Raw genomic sequence first — 14,560 nt, forward strand, 5'->3', positions numbered from 1 at the left:
AGCGGGCGCTAATGATGCGTCAAGACCGGCTCGAAGATCGCCAAGAGCGCGTCAGGGGAGCGCAGAATGCGATCTCTGCGGGGATAGCGTCAGCGGTGCACAGAGGGTTCCGCTCCGCTCCGTGGGGGAGCCCGGCCAACGGCCGGGTCAGGAGCAGAACCAGCGCCGGAGGACGGCGGGCCCCGACCGGGGCCCGTCCCGACCGGCGGCCAGGTGAAGGGGGAGGGGACGCGCGCCATGGCTGCGGGAGTCAGAACAAAGGTCGTACCGGGGAAGCGCTCGTCGGCACAGACGGGTTCGGGTGCGACCGGGCGGACTCCCGTGCCGGTGCGCGTCCCCCGCACCGGGCCGGCCGCGGCGCTCCTGCGGCGGCTGCTGCACGGCGCCACCTGGACGACTCCGCGCCGGGTCCAGGCACTCACCGCGCTCTGCCTGACGGCGCTGTTCGCCTTCGCGGCCGTCGCCGCCACCGTGCTCGGCGGTGCGCGCGGCAGCATCGACACCATCGGACACCGGGCCGCGCCGCAGGCCGTCCGGGCCTCCGACCTGTACTTCGCGCTCAGCGACATGGACGCCCAGGCGGCCAACCTGCTGCTGGTCGGCGCCGATCCGGCCGACGCCGGGCGGCGCAAGAGCACCGAGGCCGTCTACGAGCAGCGCCGGGCGCAGGCCGACGGGGACCTCCAGCAGGCCACCGAGGCGGCCGCCGGGGATCCGGCGGCCGAGCACGCGGTCGGCTCGGTGCTCGGCGCGCTGGGCCAGTACGAGGCGCTGGTCGCCCGCTCCGAGCTGCTGGAGGACCAGGGCAAGGACCTGCCCGGCAAGCCGTCCGCCGACGCGCTGGCCGCCTACACCCAGGCCACCGGCCTGCTGCGCCAGCAGCTGCTGCCCGGCGCCGACCAGGTGGCCGGTGCCAGCGAGGCCACCGTGGACGGCAGTTACGCCTCCCAGCGGTCCGCCCTCGGGTCCGGCTGGTGGTGGCTGCTGGCCTTCGGCCTGGCCGCGCTGCTGGCGCTCGGCCTGCTGCAACGCACCCTCGCCGTCCGCTACCGCCGACGGGTCAGCCCGCCGCTGGCGCTGGCGACCGTGCTCACCGCGGCCGGCCTGGTCTACGGCCTCTCGCTGGTCTCCGCGGCCGACCAGCACCTGAAGGTGGCCAAGAGCAGTGCCTACGACTCGGTGATCGCGCTCAGCCGGGCCCGCGCGGTGGCCTACGACAGCAACGCGGACGAGAGCCGCTACCTCAGCGACCCGGCCGGCGCCGACGGCTACCAGCAGAGCTTCTTCGACAAGACCCAGTCGATCGCCCGGATCGACGGCGCCGGGCTGTTCACCTACAGCCCCGACCTCGACCGGCTCGTCACGGCCCACCAGCAGGACCCCTCGCAGGTCGGCTTCGGCGGCTACCTCGGCACGGAGCTGCGCAACATCACCTTCCCCGGCGAACAGGCCGCCGCAGACCGGGTGTTGACCACCTTCCAGGTCTACCAGGCGGACGACCGCAAGCTCCGCGCGCTGAACACCCAGGGCCGCCTGGCGGACGCCGTCACCTTTGACACCGGCAACGCACCCGGCCAGTCCAACGCCGACTTCGGCCTGCTCTCGGACGCCTTCGCGGGCGTCATCGCGATCAACCAGCAGGCCTTCGACCACGCGGTCGAGCAGTCCGACGGCGACCTGGGCGCCGGGGCGGCCGGCGCCGGCGGCGCTCTGCTGCTGGCCGGCCTCGTCCTGACCGTGGTCGCGGTCCGGCCTCGGCTGCGCGAGTACCGGTAGGGCTCAGTGGTGCCCGCTCTGGCGGGGCAGGGCCAGCGCGACGGTGTCCGCGAACTCGCGCACCGCACTGGTCCGGCTGACGATCCGTCCGCTGTGCACCACCAGCCGGCTGTGCCCGCCGGACAGCGCGCCGGCCAGGCTGTCGCCGCGCACCGCCAGCAGCTCGGCGGGGAACCCGGCGTCCACCCGGACCGGGGGCAGGCCCATCAGCAGCCGCGCCTGGTTGCTGACCGCCTCGTACGCGGCGGCCGTGGTCAGCGCGCCGGAGCCGGCCAGCAGGTAGGCCGCCTCCAGCGGGTCGGCCCGGCCGACCGGGTTGGCGGCGTCCCGCAGTGCGCCGCTGCCGGCCGCCAGCGGGACCTGGGCCGCCGCCAGCTCCCGTACCAGCGTGGGCCGCAGACCCTCCGGGCGGCCGTCCACACCGCAGCACGAGCCGCTCTGCGGCAGGCAGACCACCCGCATGCCGGCGGCCCGCAGAGCGCCCGCGCCGCCCTCGGCCAGCCCGTCGCACGGGCCGAGCGTGACCCTGGGCCGCAGCGGAGCCAACGCGGCCACCGTACGGGCGAGTTTGGCCGGGTCGCAGCCCCGGGTGTGCAGGTCCACCGGGCAGTCGAACTCCAACGCGGCCTCCACCAGCACCTGCACGTAGCCCGCCGGGTCCGGATCGAGCTCGGGGCAGCCGCCGACCGCGTCCGCGCCCAGCCTGAGCGCCTCGCGCAGCGCGGCCCGGCCGTCCGCCCCGGCCGCGCCGGTGAGCAGCCGGGGGACGGCCACCGCCTGGAGCTCGGCCAGCCCGCGCAGGGCCTGGCGGGCGGTGAGCACCGCCTCCAGGCGGCGCAGCCCGTGCACGTCGCCGATCCGGACGTGGGTGCGCTGGGCGGTGGCGCCGTAGCCGAGTGAGGTGAGCGAGGCCTCGGTGACCCGGCGGATCAGCTCGGCCGGGCTCTCCTGGGCCGACGGGCGGACCAGGCGCGGCGGGCCGCCCGGTGTGGCGGGGCCGACCGGACCGACGGCGGGCAGCGCGGTGGGCGGCGGCAGGGCGGCGGAGAAGGCGGTGTCGTGGTGGGCGTGCGGCTCGGCGGGGGCGGGCAGCAGCAGGTAGCCGGCCAGGTCGATCCGGGCCCCGGTGGCGACCACCCCCGGTCCGCCGGGCGAGGCGGTGGGCGGCAGTGCGGCCTGCGGCAGCGGGCCGAGGCTGCCGACGGTCCCGACGGCCTGGATCCGGTCGCCGCTGATCCGCACGTCCACCACCCGGCCGTCGGCCAGCCGGGCGCCGGTCAGCAGGAGGATGGGTCCGTGGCTGAGGGGTCCCTCCTTCCCGGCGCGGGGGAAGGAGGGCGGGTTGCCGCCCAGCGGGCCGGGACCGGGGCTGCCGGGCTGCGGCCCGTCAGTGGGTGCGCTGTCCGCGCTCATCGGCCGGCTCCTCCCAGCTGTGCCGCGCCCGTCCAGTCGCTGGCCGGTCGCCGAAAGATCACTGGCGGTCGAGCCTATGGTCAGTTCGGGTACGGAGCCGGGAGGCTCGCGCAAGTCACGGCCGAGTCGAACGTGCTGCCTTGGCTCGCTGCTCTGTGCAGGCCGCCCACCTGCGATCTTGCGGCCGGGATACGGATTTCACCTCTGGCCCGGAAACGTGTAATCTCTTCCTCGTTCGCCCCTATAGCTCAGTCGGTAGAGCGTCTCCATGGTAAGGAGAAGGTCTGCGGTTCGATTCCGCATGGGGGCTCTGATGGACAGGCCCCCCGCTTCGGCGGGGGTCCGGTTCATCAAAGCGGTGTAGCTCAGTTGGTAGAGCAAGCGGCTCATAATCGCTGTGTCACCGGTTCAAGTCCGGTCACCGCTACCCCGCGTAGTCGATCGGGAGTTCGAACTCCCGATCGGCTACTCTTGTCGTGTCATCAATCATTGTTCAAGGAAGGCACTCCCGTGGCTGCCACCGACGTCCGCCCGAAGATCACGCTGGCCTGCGTGGAGTGCAAGGAGCGGAACTACATCACCAAGAAGAACCGGCGTAACGACCCGGACCGTCTTGAGATGAAGAAGCACTGCCCCCGCTGCAACTCGCACACCGCGCACCGCGAGACCCGCTGACCCCCTAGGGCGTTCAAGCGGGCCTGTGCAATCAGGTCATAGGCTCCAGGCCGCATCCCTCACTGAGGGGTGCGGCCTGAAGTCGTATCTGCCCCAGAGGACTCCGAGGAGTAGCCATGCCGCTCGACCCCTCCTTCATCGGGCGGACGTATCCGCCCACCGAACCGTACGAGGTCGGCCGGGAGAAGATCCGCGAGTTCGCCGTCGCGATCGGCGACGCCAACCCGGCGTACACCGACCCGGAGGCGGCCAAGGCACTCGGGTATCCCGATGTGATCGCGCCGCCGACGTTTCCGTTCGTGCTGAGCTACCGGGCCGCCGCGCAGGTGGTCGAGGACCCCGAACTGGGCCTCGACTTCAGCCGGGTCGTGCACGGTGACCAGCGTTTCGTCTACACCCGTCCGGTCCGGGCCGGTGACCGGCTGACTGTGACGATCGTCATCGACGCCATCAAGTCGCTGGCGGGCAACGAGGTCCTCACCGTGCGCGGCGAGCTGCACGAGGCGAGCGGCGAGCACGTGGTGACCTCCTTCATGACACTGGTGGCGCGTGCCGCCGACGAGGCGGGGGAGTGACGATGGCGATCAGCTTCGACGACGTCGAGGTCGGGACCGAGCTCCCGGCCCGGTCCTTCCCGGTGACGCGCGCCGCGCTCGTCCAGTACGCGGGCGCCTCCGGCGACTTCAACCCGATCCACTGGAACGAGAAGTTCGCGCTGGAGGTCGGCCTGCCCGACGTCATCGCGCACGGGATGTTCACCATGGCCGAGGCAGTCCGGGTGGTGACCGACTGGGTCGGCGACCCGGGCGCGGTGGTCGAGTACAGCGTTCGCTTCACCAAGCCCGTCCCGGTGCCGAACGACGGGGTGGGGACCAGCATCGACGTCACCGCCAAGGTCGCCGTCCTGCTGGAGGACCGCCGGGTGCGGGTCGACCTGCTGGTGAAGAACCGCGATCTGAAGGTGCTCGGGATGTCGCGGGCCGTGGTCCAGCTCGGCTGAACCGCAGGTGCCGGGCCGGGGAGCTGCGGCTCCCCGGCCCGTCGTTCCCGTTGACAAGGTAGTGAGTGACCACTAACTTGGGACGCATGGCGAAGACCAGCATGCGGATGAGTGCCGAGGAGCGGCGCGAGAGCGTCGTCCGGGCCGCGATCACCGAGTTCGCGAAGCACGGGTACCACGGCACCTCGACCGAGGCGATCGCCCGTCGGGTCGGCGTCTCGCAGCCGTACCTGTTCCGGCTCTTCGGCAACAAGCAGGCGATCTTCCTGGCAGCCGGCCGCAGTTGTACGGCCGACATCCTGGCGGGCTTCCAGCGGGCCACCGAGGGGCGCGAGGGGGAGGACGCCAAGGTGGCGATGTCCCAGGAGTACGAGCGCATGGTCGAGGACCGCGAGCGCCTGCTGATGCAGATGCAGATGTACGTCGCGGTCAGCTCGGCCGAGATCGAGGGCGACCTCGAGTTCGGCGCGGCCGTCCGCGAGTCCTGGACGGAGCTGTACGACTGGGTGCACCTCAAGCTCGGGGCGGATGCGCAGGCGACCGCCGGCTTCATGTCCTACGGGATGCTGATGAACGTCCTGCTACTGCTCGGCTTTCCGCAGCAGCACCGGGTCTGGGACGGACTCCACGGGGACGACGCGCAGCCGCAGTGATCGGTGGCGGGCGGCCGGGGCGACCCGGGTTCTCTGCTGCCGCAAGAACTTAGTGACTACTAACTACCTCGTCGCACAGACAGGACCGACGCTCATGGCAAGGGTCAGCACCACCGCCGTCAAGCAGGAGCCCGCCGCGCCGGCCGGATTCGGCCGCCCCGCCGTCTGGACCCTGGTGATCACCAGCGTGGCCGGTTTCATGGCCGCGCTGGACAACCTGGTCGTCACCACCGCACTGCCCTCCATCCGCGCCGACCTCGGCGGCGGACTCTCCGACCTGGAGTGGACGGTGAGCGCCTACACGCTCACCTTCGCTGTGCTGCTGATGTTCGGCGCCGCGCTCGGCGACCGGTTCGGCCGCCGCCGCTTCTTCCTCGCCGGGCTCGCCGTCTTCACCGCGGGCTCCGCCGCCGCCGCGCTCGCCCCCACCATCAACTGGCTGATAGCCGCCCGCGCCGTGCAGGGCGTCGGCGCGGCGGTGATGATGCCACTCACCCTCACCCTGCTCACGGCCGCCGTCCCCGCCGCCAGGCGCGGTATGGCCTTCGGCATCTGGTCCGGCGTCAACGGCCTGGCGGTCGCCTCCGGACCGTTGATCGGCGGCACCCTCACCGAGCACCTCTCCTGGCAGTGGATCTTCTGGCTGAACGTCCCGACCGGACTGGTCCTGCTCCCCCTGGCCCGGCTGCGGCTGAGCGAGAGCAGGGGCGCCGAGGCCCGGTTGGACGTGGTCGGGACGGCCCTGGTCAGCAGCGCGCTGTTCGGCATCGTCTTCGCCCTGATCCGCGGCAACGCCGACGGCTGGACCAGTGGCCCGGTGCTCACCGGCCTGATCGCGGGCGGCGCGCTGCTGGTCGGCTTCGTCCGGTACGAGCTACGGGTGGCCCACCCGATGCTGCCGATGCGGCTCTTCCGCAGCCGGGCGTTCTCCGCCGTCAACGCCGCCAGCCTGCTGATGTTCCTCGGCATGTTCGGCTCGATCTTCCTGATCAGCCAGTCCCTCCAGGGCAGCGGCGGCTACACCCCGACCGAGGCCGGCGTCCGGATGCTGCCCTGGACCGGCATGCCGCTGATCGTCGCTCCGCTGGCGGGCATCCTCTCGGACCGGATCGGCGGCCGCCCGATCGTGGCCACCGGGCTCGCCCTGCAGGCGCTCGGCCTGGCGATGTTCGCCGCCGTCGCGCACGCCGGGGGCTCGTACGGCGCGCAGGTGCCCTCGCTGGTGGTCTGCGGCATCGGGATGTCGCTCTACTTCGCCCCCACCGCCAACCTGGTGATGGCCAGCGTCCGCCCGCAGGAGCAGGGCATCGCCTCCGGCGCCAACAACGCGATGCGCGAGGTCGGCGGGGCGCTCGGGGTGGCCGTGCTCTCCTCGGTCTTCTCCGCCCGCGGCGGCTACGGCTCCGCCCAGCACTTCACCGACGGCCTGGTCCCGGCGCTCTACGTGGGCGCCGCCGCCGTCGGCGTCGCGGCGCTCTGCGCCCTGCTGATCCCCCGCCGCCGTACGGCCGACCGGCCCGAGCCCGCCGCCGACCCGGCCGGCGAGGCCCGCGACCTCCAGTCCGTCTGACCCCCTCACCCCACCCGAGCCGGTGTGCACCCCGCACACCGGCTCGTCCCCGGTCATGGGGGAGGAGCAGCCGGGCGGCCCCGTACGCTGGTGGCGTGCTGGTACTCGAAAACGCTCCCCTGGCCCCGCTGACCACCCTCCGGCTCGGTGGGCCCGCCCGCCGGCTGGTCACCGCGGAGACCGACGCCGAGGTCGTCGCGGTCGTCCGCGAGGCCGATGCCGCGGGTGAGCCGCTGCTGGTGATCGGCGGCGGCAGCAATCTGGTGATCGGGGACGCGGGCTTCGCGGGGACGGTGCTGCGGATCGCCACCACCGGCTTCACGCTGGACGGCACCGCGCTGGAGCTGGCGGCCGGCGAGGTCTGGTCCGAGGTGGTGGCCAGGACGGTGGACGCGGGGCTGGCCGGCATCGAGTTCCTGGCCGGCATCCCTGGCTCGGCCGGCGCCACGCCGGTGCAGAACGTCGGCGCGTACGGCCAGGAGGTGTCCACCGGCATCACCGAGGTGGTCGCCTACGACCGGGTGGCCGGCGAGACGGTCACCCTGGCGGGCGCCGACTGCGCCTTCTCCTACCGCCACAGCCGCTTCAAGGCCGAACCCGACCGCTATGTGGTGCTACGGGTCCGCTTCGCGCTGGAGGACGCCGACGGGCAGTCCTCGCCGGTCCGGTACGCCGAGGTGGCCAGGACGCTCGGCACCGAGGCCGGGCAGCGGGTCCCGCTGCGCGCCGCGTACGAAACGGTGCTGGCGCTGCGGGCCGGCAAGGGCATGGTGCTGGACCCGGCCGACCACGACACCTGGTCGGCGGGCTCCTTCTTCACCAACCCGATCCTGACCCCGGAGCAGTACCAGGCCTTCCTGGGCCGCGTCGAAGGGCTGGACGCGCCGCTCTACCCCGCCGCGGACGGGCACACCAAGACCTCCGCCGCCTGGCTGATCGACCGGGCCGGCTTCACCAAGGGCTACGGCACCGGCCCGGCCACCCTCTCCACCAAGCACACCCTGGCCCTCACCAACCGCGGCCTGGCCAGCACCGAGGACCTCTTGGCGCTCGCCCGGGAGATCCGCGACGGCGTGCACGCCTCGTTCGGGGTGGAACTGGTCAACGAGCCGGTGATGGTGGGCGTCAGGCTCTGAGCCGGCGCCCGCGCCGGGCTGCGCGCCGGACCAGCAGGATCACTGCGCCGAAGATCAGCGCGATCCCCACCAGCACGACGGTCAGCACACTGCCGACAGCGCCCGCGTTCCCGCCGCTCGTTCCGCCCTGGGGGTCGAAACCGCCTATGTGGTGGGTCGTGTGATGGCTGCTGTGACTGCTGTGGCTGTGGCTCACGATGCGTCGGTTCTTTCGGTGATCGGTGTGGTCAGCCAGGCGTCGATGTCGCCCAGCAGTTCCTTCTGCACGCTGTCCGGTGCCCGCGAGCCGCGCACCGACTGCCGGGCCAGCTCGGCGAGTTCGGCGTCCGAGAAGCCGTGGACGTCGCGCGCCAGCCGGTACTGCGCGGCCAGCCGGGAGCCGAAGAGCAGCGGGTCGTCCGCGCCCAGCGCCAGCGGCACTCCGGCGTCGAAGAGCGTCCGCAGCGGCACGGCGGAGTCCTCCTCGTAGACGCCCAGCGAGACGTTCGAGGCCGGGCACACCTCGCAGGTGATCTGGCGGTCGGCCAGCCGCTGCAGCAGGCGCGGGTCCTCGGCGGCCCGGACGCCGTGGCCGATCCGGCCGGCCCCCAGGTCGTCCAGGCAGTCCCGCACCGACTCGGGACCGGCCAGCTCGCCGCCGTGCGGGGCGGCCAGCAGATCACCCTTACGGGCGATCAGGAAGGCCCGGTCGAAATCCCGTGCGAGGCCGCGCCGCTCGTCGTTGGAGAGGCCGAAGCCCACCACACCCTGGTCCGCGTAGCGCACCGCGAGCCGGGCCAGCGTCCGGGCGTCCATCGGCGACTTCATCCGGTTCGCGGCCACCAGCACCCGGATGCCCACACCGGTGGCCGCGGAGGCCTCCCGCACGGCGTCCAGGATCAGTTCCAGGGCGGGGATCAGGCCGCCGAGCCGCGGCGCGTAGGAGGTCGGGTCGATCTGGATCTCCAGCCAGCGCGAGCCGTCGGCGACCTCGTCCTCGGCGGTCTCCCGGACCAGCCGGCGGATGTCCTGCTCGTCGCGCAGCACCGAGCGCGCGGTGTCGTAGAGCCGCTGGAAGCGGAACCAGCCGCGCTCGTCGGTCGCCCGCAGTTTCGGCGGAGTGCCGCCCAGCAGGGCCTCGGGCAGCCGGACCCGGTGCTTGTCGGCCAGTTCCAGCAGGGTGGCCGGGCGCATCGAACCGGTGAAGTGCAGATGGAGGTGGGCCTTCGGCAGGCCCAGGACGTCTCGGCGCGGCGGCTGGTGTTCCATTCGCCGATCCTGCCGTATCCACCCCCCGAACGGGAACCGCCCCCTGCAAGTCCCTCGGAAGGGTGAAGGGGGCGGTACCGCTCAGCGTGACGTCAGCGGTCGACGTCAGTCGCGGGCCTCGCCCAGCAGCTTCTGCATCCGGGCCGCGCCCTCGGCCAGGTCGGCGTCGCCCAGCGCGTAGGAGAGCCGCAGGTAGCCGGGGGTGCCGAAGGCCTCGCCCGGGACGACCGCGACCTCGGCCTCGTCCAGGATCAGCGTGGCCAGCTCGGCGGAGGTCTTCGGACGGCGCCCGCGGATCTCCTTGCCCAGCAGGCCCTTGACCGACGGGTACACGTAGAACGCGCCCTCGGGCTCGGGGCAGAGCACGCCGTCGATCTCGTTGAGCATCCGCACGATGGTCTGGCGGCGGCGGTCGAAGGCCGTGCGCATCTCGTCGACGGCGGTCAGGTCGCCGCTGACGGCGCTCAGCGCGGCCTGCTGCGCCACGTTGCTCACGTTGGAGGTGGCGTGCGACTGGAGGTTGGTCGCGGCGGCCACCACGTCCTTCGGGCCGATCAGCCACCCCACCCGCCAGCCGGTCATCGCGTAGGTCTTGGCGACGCCGTTGACCACGATGCACTTGTCGGCCAGCTCGGGCAGCAGCGCGGGCAGCGAGGTGAAGGTCGCGTCGCCGTAGACCAGGTGCTCGTAGATCTCGTCGGTCAGCACCCACAGGCCGTGCTCGAGGGCCCAGCGGCCGATCGCCTCGGCCTCCGCCTGGCTGTAGACGGCGCCGGTCGGGTTGGACGGCGACACGAAGAGCACCACCTTGGTGCGCTCGGTGCGGGCCGCCTCCAGCTGCTCGACGGTGACCTTGTAGCCGGTGGTCTCGTCGGCCACCACCTCGACCGCGACGCCGCCGGCGAGCTGGATCGACTCGGGGTAGGTGGTCCAGTACGGCGCCGGGACGATGACCTCGTCGCCCGGGTCCAGGATGGCGGCGAAGGCCTCGTAGATGGCCTGCTTGCCGCCGTTGGTCACCAGCACCTGCGAGGGCTCCACCCGGTAGCCCGAGTCGCGCAGCGTCTTCGCCACGATGGCCGCCTTGAGCTCGGGCAGGCCGCCGGCCGGCGTGTACCGGTGGTTCTTCGGCTCCCGGCAGGCCGCGACGGCGGCCTCGACGATGTAGTCCGGGGTGGGGAAGTCCGGCTCGCCTGCGCCGAAGCCGATCACGGGCCGGCCGGCCGCCTTGAGGGCCTTGGCCTTGGCATCGACGGCGAGGGTGGCGGACTCGGCGATGGCGCCGACCCGGGCCGAGACCCGGCGGTCGGAGGGAGTGGTGTTCGCGGGGGTGGAAGCGCTCATACCTGCATCGTCGCAGACCCCACCGGACCCGGGCATCGCCGTTTCAGCATCCGTACCTCTGGCGTCTCGTCAGGTTCGCCGGGGTGCGCCGGATGAAGAGGTTCGACCAAACGCCTCCGAACCCGTACACTCACTGATCGATGGCTCCGGCCCGCAAGCATCACCAGAAGCGTTCACCACGCAGCCGGTCCGATGCGGTAGGTTAGGGGACATCTCAAGCGCCGCAAGGCGCTGTAGGGCACTAGCTCAATTGGTAGAGTTCCGGTCTCCAAAACCGGCGGTTGGGGGTTCGAGTCCCTCGTGCCCTGCTGCTTGATCCAAGTCCAGCCCGTTCGCTCCGACCGAGCGAGCGGGCTTGATGCGGAGAGGGCCCCACTAGCACTGCCTTTCGCCGGATCGCTCGTGCTCCCCGCGGCACGCCAGTGACACTCGGCAGGACCCGGATTCAGGTGAGGACGAGTGACGGAGACCACGGGCTCCACCGCAACGCCTGAGAGCGGCAACCCCGAGGGTGCCGAGGACTCGGCGCCGGTTGAGGATGCCGCGGAAGGCACTGCGAGCGCCGAGAGTGACAAGACTCTCTCGCGACGCGCTCGCAAGCGGGCCAACAAGGCCGGCGGCGGTACCGAGAAGTCGTCGGGCAAGCGCGCCAAGCGCGGCCTGGCCGCCCGCATCGGGCTCTACTACCGCCAGATCATCGCGGAGCTGCGCAAGGTCGTCTGGCCCACCCGCAGCGAGCTGATGAACTACACCAGTGTCGTGGTGGTCTTCGTGGCCGTCATCATCGGTGTCGTCGCGACGCTCGACTGGGGCTTCGCGAAGCTCAGCTTCTGGATCTTCGGCTGACCCTGACGGGAGCCTCTCGCGCACACAGCATTCCCCGACCCGGATCGGCCCTCCAGAAACCTGGAGTGACCGGTCCGGGTCGAGCTGTCTGCACCTGCCGGACGAGCCCGCTACCGTTGACTCGGTACTGTTGAGACTTCGAGCCGCACCGCCCCCCCACGCCCGCGCCAGCGGCGCGGAGCCGGAGCGGCCCCGGAGCCGTACCATCTCCACACCTCCAGGAAAGAAGCAGCCACCGTGTCTGAGTCCCCCCTGTACGACGCCGACGAGACCGTCCGCGAGGCGGATGCGGATGTCGCCGCCGAGCTGGATGCGGCTGAGGCTGCCGACCCCGAGGCCACCGACTTCGCCGACGACACCGCGGAGGGTGACGACTCCGAGGCCGGCGACGACGTCGAGTTCTCCGAGTCCGCCGACGACGAGGGCGACGCCGAGCAGATCGTCGACGCCGTGGACAGCGACGAGGACGAGGTCGACGCCGCTGACGAGGCCGCGGCCGGCGTGCCCGCCGAGGAGGCCGCGCTGCACGAGGTGAGCGACGAGGACGCCGAGGCCGCCGAGGCGTTCGACGACTCCGCCGAGGCCGAGCTGGTCGAGGAGGCGGAGGAGGCCGAGGAGGACGTCGACCCGGTCGCCAAGTTCCGTGAGGAGCTGCGCACCGCCCCCGGCGAGTGGTACGTCATCCACACCTACGCGGGTTACGAGAACCGCGTGAAGCAGAACCTCGAGCAGCGTGCCGTCTCGCTGAACGTCGAGGAGTACATCTTCCAGGCCGAGGTGCCGCAGGAAGAGGTCGTCCAGATCAAGAACGGCGACCGCAAGACGATCCGCCAGAACAAGCTCCCCGGGTACGTGCTGGTGCGCCTGGACCTGACCCCGGAGTCCTGGGGCGTCGTGCGCAACACCCCCGGTGTCACCGGCTTCGTCGGCAACGCCTACGACCCGTACCCGCTGACCCTGGACGAGGTCGTCAAGATGCTCGCGCCCGACGTGGAGCGCCAGGCGGCCAAGGACGCCGGCAAGCCCTCGCCGGTCAAGCCGAGCGAGATCCAGGTCCTGGACTTCGAGGTCGGCGACTCGGTCACCGTCACGGACGGCCCGTTCGCGACCCTCCAGGCGACCATCAACGAGATCAACCCCGACTCGAAGAAGGTCAAGGGCCTCGTCGAGATCTTCGGCCGGGAGACCCCGGTCGAGCTCTCCTTCGACCAGATCCAGAAGAACTAGCCCTTCGAGGCGGTTCACAGTCCTCGGGTTCGGGGTGGGGCCGGTGGCCCCACCCCGAACCCGTTTTGGCCCAGCGGCGCATTGGCGTTAGCCTGGTCAGCTGTGTGTACTCTCGCCCGGGTGTCGCCCCGGTCCGTACACACCCATCCAACGGAAGGACCCGGAGAGACATGCCTCCCAAGAAGAAGAAGATCACGGGGCTTATCAAGCTTCAGATCAAGGCCGGCGCGGCCAACCCGGCCCCGCCGGTCGGCCCCGCGCTGGGTCAGCACGGCGTCAACATCATGGAGTTCTGCAAGGCCTACAACGCCGCGACCGAGTCGCAGCGTGGCATGGTCGTGCCGGTGGAGATCACGGTCTACGACGACCGTTCCTTCACCTTCATCACCAAGACTCCGCCGGCCGCTCGCCTCATCCTGAAGGCCGCGGGCGTGGAGAAGGGCTCCGGCGAGCCGCACAAGACCAAGGTCGCGAAGATCAGCAGCGCCCAGGTCCGTGAGATCGCCACGACCAAGCTTCCCGACCTGAACGCCAACGACCTGGACGCGGCGGAGAAGATCATCGCCGGCACCGCCCGGTCGATGGGCATCACGGTCGAGGGCTAAGTCCGCTTTTTTCCCCTGTGGTAGGGCCCGCGCGGCCCGTACACACCACGACTCCACAACTCAGGAGCAGAAGTGCAGCGCAGCAAGGCCCTCAAGGCCGCAGACGCCAAGGTCGTAGACCGCCTGTACGCCCCGCTCGAGGCCATCCGCCTCGCTCGCGAGACGTCCACCACCAAGTTCGACGCGACCGTCGAGGTTGCCATGCGTCTGGGTGTCGACCCGCGCAAGGCCGACCAGATGGTCCGCAGCACCGTCAACCTGCCGCACGGCACCGGTAAGACCGCCCGGGTCCTGGTCTTCGCGACCGGCGACCGTGCAGAGGCAGCGCTGGCTGCGGGCGCCGACATCGTGGGCTCCGACGAGCTCATCGACGAGGTCGCCAAGGGCCGTCTGGACTTCGACGCCGTCGTCGCCACCCCGGACCTCATGGGCAAGGTCGGCCGCCTCGGCCGCGTGCTCGGCCCGCGTGGTCTGATGCCGAACCCGAAGACCGGAACGGTCACCCCGGACGTGGCGAAGGCTGTCACGGACATCAAGGGCGGCAAGATCGAGTTCCGCGTGGACAAGCACTCGAACCTGCACTTCATCATCGGGAAGACCTCCTTCACCGACGAGCAGCTGGTCGAGAACTACGCCGCGGCGCTGGACGAGGTCCTCCGGGCCAAGCCGTCCGCCGCCAAGGGCCGCTACATCAAGAAGACCGCGGTCTCGACCACCATGGGCCCCGGCATCCAGGTGGACCCGAACAAGACCCGCAACCTCATGGTCGAGGAGGACCCGGCCTCGATCTGACCTCTCCAGGTCTGACGTGCCGTAGGTCTGACGCACCACCAGGACCCGTACCCCTTCCGGGGGTACGGGTCCTGCGTCGTTCCGGTGGGGGAGTGGAAACGGAACCAAACCCGGGTGACCGGGTGTCTTCGCTGTCAGTTAGAGTCCGCTGGTCATTCGATGTGAAGAAGTTACAAGGGGGAATCGTCGTGCGAGCGGTGCGGATCGCGTCGGCAGTGGCGGCATCGGCTCTACTGGTCGGGGCTCTGTCGGCCTGCGGCAGTAGCGCGAAGAAG

15 protein-coding genes and 3 tRNA genes are annotated in these 14,560 nt (G+C 71.4%); 14 read left to right on the forward strand and 4 right to left on the reverse strand.

The window, feature by feature from the left end:
* Window positions 1-327: 327 nt before the first annotated feature.
* The gene (locus BS80_RS24905) at window positions 328-1,776 is read left to right on the forward strand and encodes a hypothetical protein (protein WP_157536555.1); all 1,449 of its coding nucleotides are present in this window, start codon (window positions 328-330) and stop codon (window positions 1,774-1,776) included.
* A 3-nt stretch (window positions 1,777-1,779) separates the two neighbouring features.
* On the opposite strand, the gene BS80_RS24910 is transcribed toward BS80_RS24905, so the two are convergent.
* Entirely contained in the window at window positions 1,780-3,189 is a 1,410-nt protein-coding gene (locus BS80_RS24910; protein ID WP_035800773.1) for an amidohydrolase family protein, read from the reverse strand.
* A 237-nt stretch (window positions 3,190-3,426) separates the two neighbouring features.
* Between BS80_RS24910 and BS80_RS24915 the strand changes: the two genes are divergently transcribed.
* From BS80_RS24915 to BS80_RS24950, 8 genes are all read left to right on the forward strand, one after another.
* Window positions 3,427-3,499: transfer RNA gene (locus tag BS80_RS24915), tRNA-Thr, on the forward strand.
* Between the two features lie 44 nt (window positions 3,500-3,543).
* Window positions 3,544-3,616 (forward strand) — tRNA-Met (locus BS80_RS24920).
* Between the two features lie 83 nt (window positions 3,617-3,699).
* Complete coding sequence (gene rpmG / locus BS80_RS24925) at window positions 3,700-3,864, forward strand: 50S ribosomal protein L33 (RefSeq protein WP_006604855.1); 165 nt, start codon at window positions 3,700-3,702, stop codon at window positions 3,862-3,864.
* 116 nt (window positions 3,865-3,980) lie between these two features.
* Window positions 3,981-4,439: a MaoC family dehydratase N-terminal domain-containing protein gene (locus BS80_RS24930; RefSeq protein ID WP_035800779.1), complete on the forward strand. Its 459-nt coding sequence runs from the start codon at window positions 3,981-3,983 to the stop codon at window positions 4,437-4,439.
* Window positions 4,440-4,441: 2 nt separating this feature from the next.
* Entirely contained in the window at window positions 4,442-4,864 is a 423-nt protein-coding gene (locus tag BS80_RS24935) for a MaoC family dehydratase (protein ID WP_408607423.1), read from the forward strand.
* Between the two features lie 86 nt (window positions 4,865-4,950).
* Complete coding sequence (locus BS80_RS24940) at window positions 4,951-5,517, forward strand: TetR/AcrR family transcriptional regulator (RefSeq protein WP_232246593.1); 567 nt, start codon at window positions 4,951-4,953, stop codon at window positions 5,515-5,517.
* A gap of 94 nt (window positions 5,518-5,611) precedes the next feature.
* On the forward strand, window positions 5,612-7,087 hold the full coding sequence (locus BS80_RS24945) for a DHA2 family efflux MFS transporter permease subunit (RefSeq protein ID WP_157536556.1): 1,476 nt from the start codon (window positions 5,612-5,614) through the stop codon (window positions 7,085-7,087).
* Window positions 7,088-7,182: 95 nt separating this feature from the next.
* On the forward strand, window positions 7,183-8,223 hold the full coding sequence (locus tag BS80_RS24950) for a UDP-N-acetylmuramate dehydrogenase (RefSeq protein ID WP_035800781.1): 1,041 nt from the start codon (window positions 7,183-7,185) through the stop codon (window positions 8,221-8,223).
* On the opposite strand, the gene BS80_RS41090 is transcribed toward BS80_RS24950, so the two are convergent.
* The 3 genes from BS80_RS41090 to BS80_RS24960 form a co-directional block, all read right to left on the reverse strand.
* Complete coding sequence (locus BS80_RS41090) at window positions 8,213-8,419, reverse strand: hypothetical protein (RefSeq protein ID WP_157536557.1); 207 nt, start codon at window positions 8,417-8,419, stop codon at window positions 8,213-8,215. The genes BS80_RS24950 and BS80_RS41090 overlap by 11 nt on opposite strands.
* Entirely contained in the window at window positions 8,416-9,471 is a 1,056-nt protein-coding gene (locus BS80_RS24955; RefSeq protein WP_035800783.1) for an adenosine deaminase, read from the reverse strand. The genes BS80_RS41090 and BS80_RS24955 overlap by 4 nt, the downstream gene beginning before the upstream one ends.
* Before the next feature lie 105 nt (window positions 9,472-9,576).
* Complete coding sequence (locus BS80_RS24960) at window positions 9,577-10,815, reverse strand: pyridoxal phosphate-dependent aminotransferase (RefSeq protein WP_035800785.1); 1,239 nt, start codon at window positions 10,813-10,815, stop codon at window positions 9,577-9,579.
* Between the two features lie 235 nt (window positions 10,816-11,050).
* Between BS80_RS24960 and BS80_RS24965 the strand changes: the two genes are divergently transcribed.
* From BS80_RS24965 to rplA, 5 genes are all read left to right on the forward strand, one after another.
* Window positions 11,051-11,123 (forward strand) — tRNA-Trp (locus BS80_RS24965).
* 151 nt (window positions 11,124-11,274) lie between these two features.
* Window positions 11,275-11,661 (forward strand): preprotein translocase subunit SecE, encoded by a 387-nt coding sequence (secE, locus tag BS80_RS24970; RefSeq protein WP_035800786.1) that lies wholly within the window; start codon window positions 11,275-11,277, stop codon window positions 11,659-11,661.
* A 237-nt stretch (window positions 11,662-11,898) separates the two neighbouring features.
* Window positions 11,899-12,888 carry a transcription termination/antitermination protein NusG gene (nusG, locus tag BS80_RS24975; protein ID WP_035800787.1) on the forward strand — a complete coding sequence of 330 codons (990 nt, stop codon included), beginning with the start codon at window positions 11,899-11,901 and terminating at the stop codon, window positions 12,886-12,888.
* 170 nt (window positions 12,889-13,058) lie between these two features.
* Complete coding sequence (rplK, locus tag BS80_RS24980; protein WP_035800788.1) at window positions 13,059-13,493, forward strand: 50S ribosomal protein L11; 435 nt, start codon at window positions 13,059-13,061, stop codon at window positions 13,491-13,493.
* 72 nt (window positions 13,494-13,565) lie between these two features.
* Entirely contained in the window at window positions 13,566-14,285 is a 720-nt protein-coding gene (gene rplA / locus BS80_RS24985) for a 50S ribosomal protein L1 (protein ID WP_035800790.1), read from the forward strand.
* Window positions 14,286-14,560 lie beyond the last annotated feature (275 nt).

The sequence above is a fragment of the Kitasatospora mediocidica KCTC 9733 genome, assembly GCF_000744225.1.
Classification (GTDB): Bacteria; Actinomycetota; Actinomycetes; order Streptomycetales; family Streptomycetaceae; genus Kitasatospora; species Kitasatospora mediocidica.

Coding starts and splice junctions, on each gene's coding strand:
- BS80_RS24910 (WP_035800773.1), bottom strand. CDS start 3,189: ATGAGCGCGGACAGCGCACCCACTGACGGGCCGCAGCCCGGCAGCCCC.
- BS80_RS24930 (WP_035800779.1), top strand. CDS start 3,981: ATGCCGCTCGACCCCTCCTTCATCGGGCGGACGTATCCGCCCACCGAA.
- BS80_RS24935 (WP_408607423.1), top strand. CDS start 4,442: ATGGCGATCAGCTTCGACGACGTCGAGGTCGGGACCGAGCTCCCGGCC.
- BS80_RS24940 (WP_232246593.1), top strand. CDS start 4,951: ATGGCGAAGACCAGCATGCGGATGAGTGCCGAGGAGCGGCGCGAGAGC.
- BS80_RS24945 (WP_157536556.1), top strand. CDS start 5,612: ATGGCAAGGGTCAGCACCACCGCCGTCAAGCAGGAGCCCGCCGCGCCG.
- BS80_RS24955 (WP_035800783.1), bottom strand. CDS start 9,471: ATGGAACACCAGCCGCCGCGCCGAGACGTCCTGGGCCTGCCGAAGGCC.
- BS80_RS24960 (WP_035800785.1), bottom strand. CDS start 10,815: ATGAGCGCTTCCACCCCCGCGAACACCACTCCCTCCGACCGCCGGGTC.
- rplK (WP_035800788.1), top strand. CDS start 13,059: ATGCCTCCCAAGAAGAAGAAGATCACGGGGCTTATCAAGCTTCAGATC.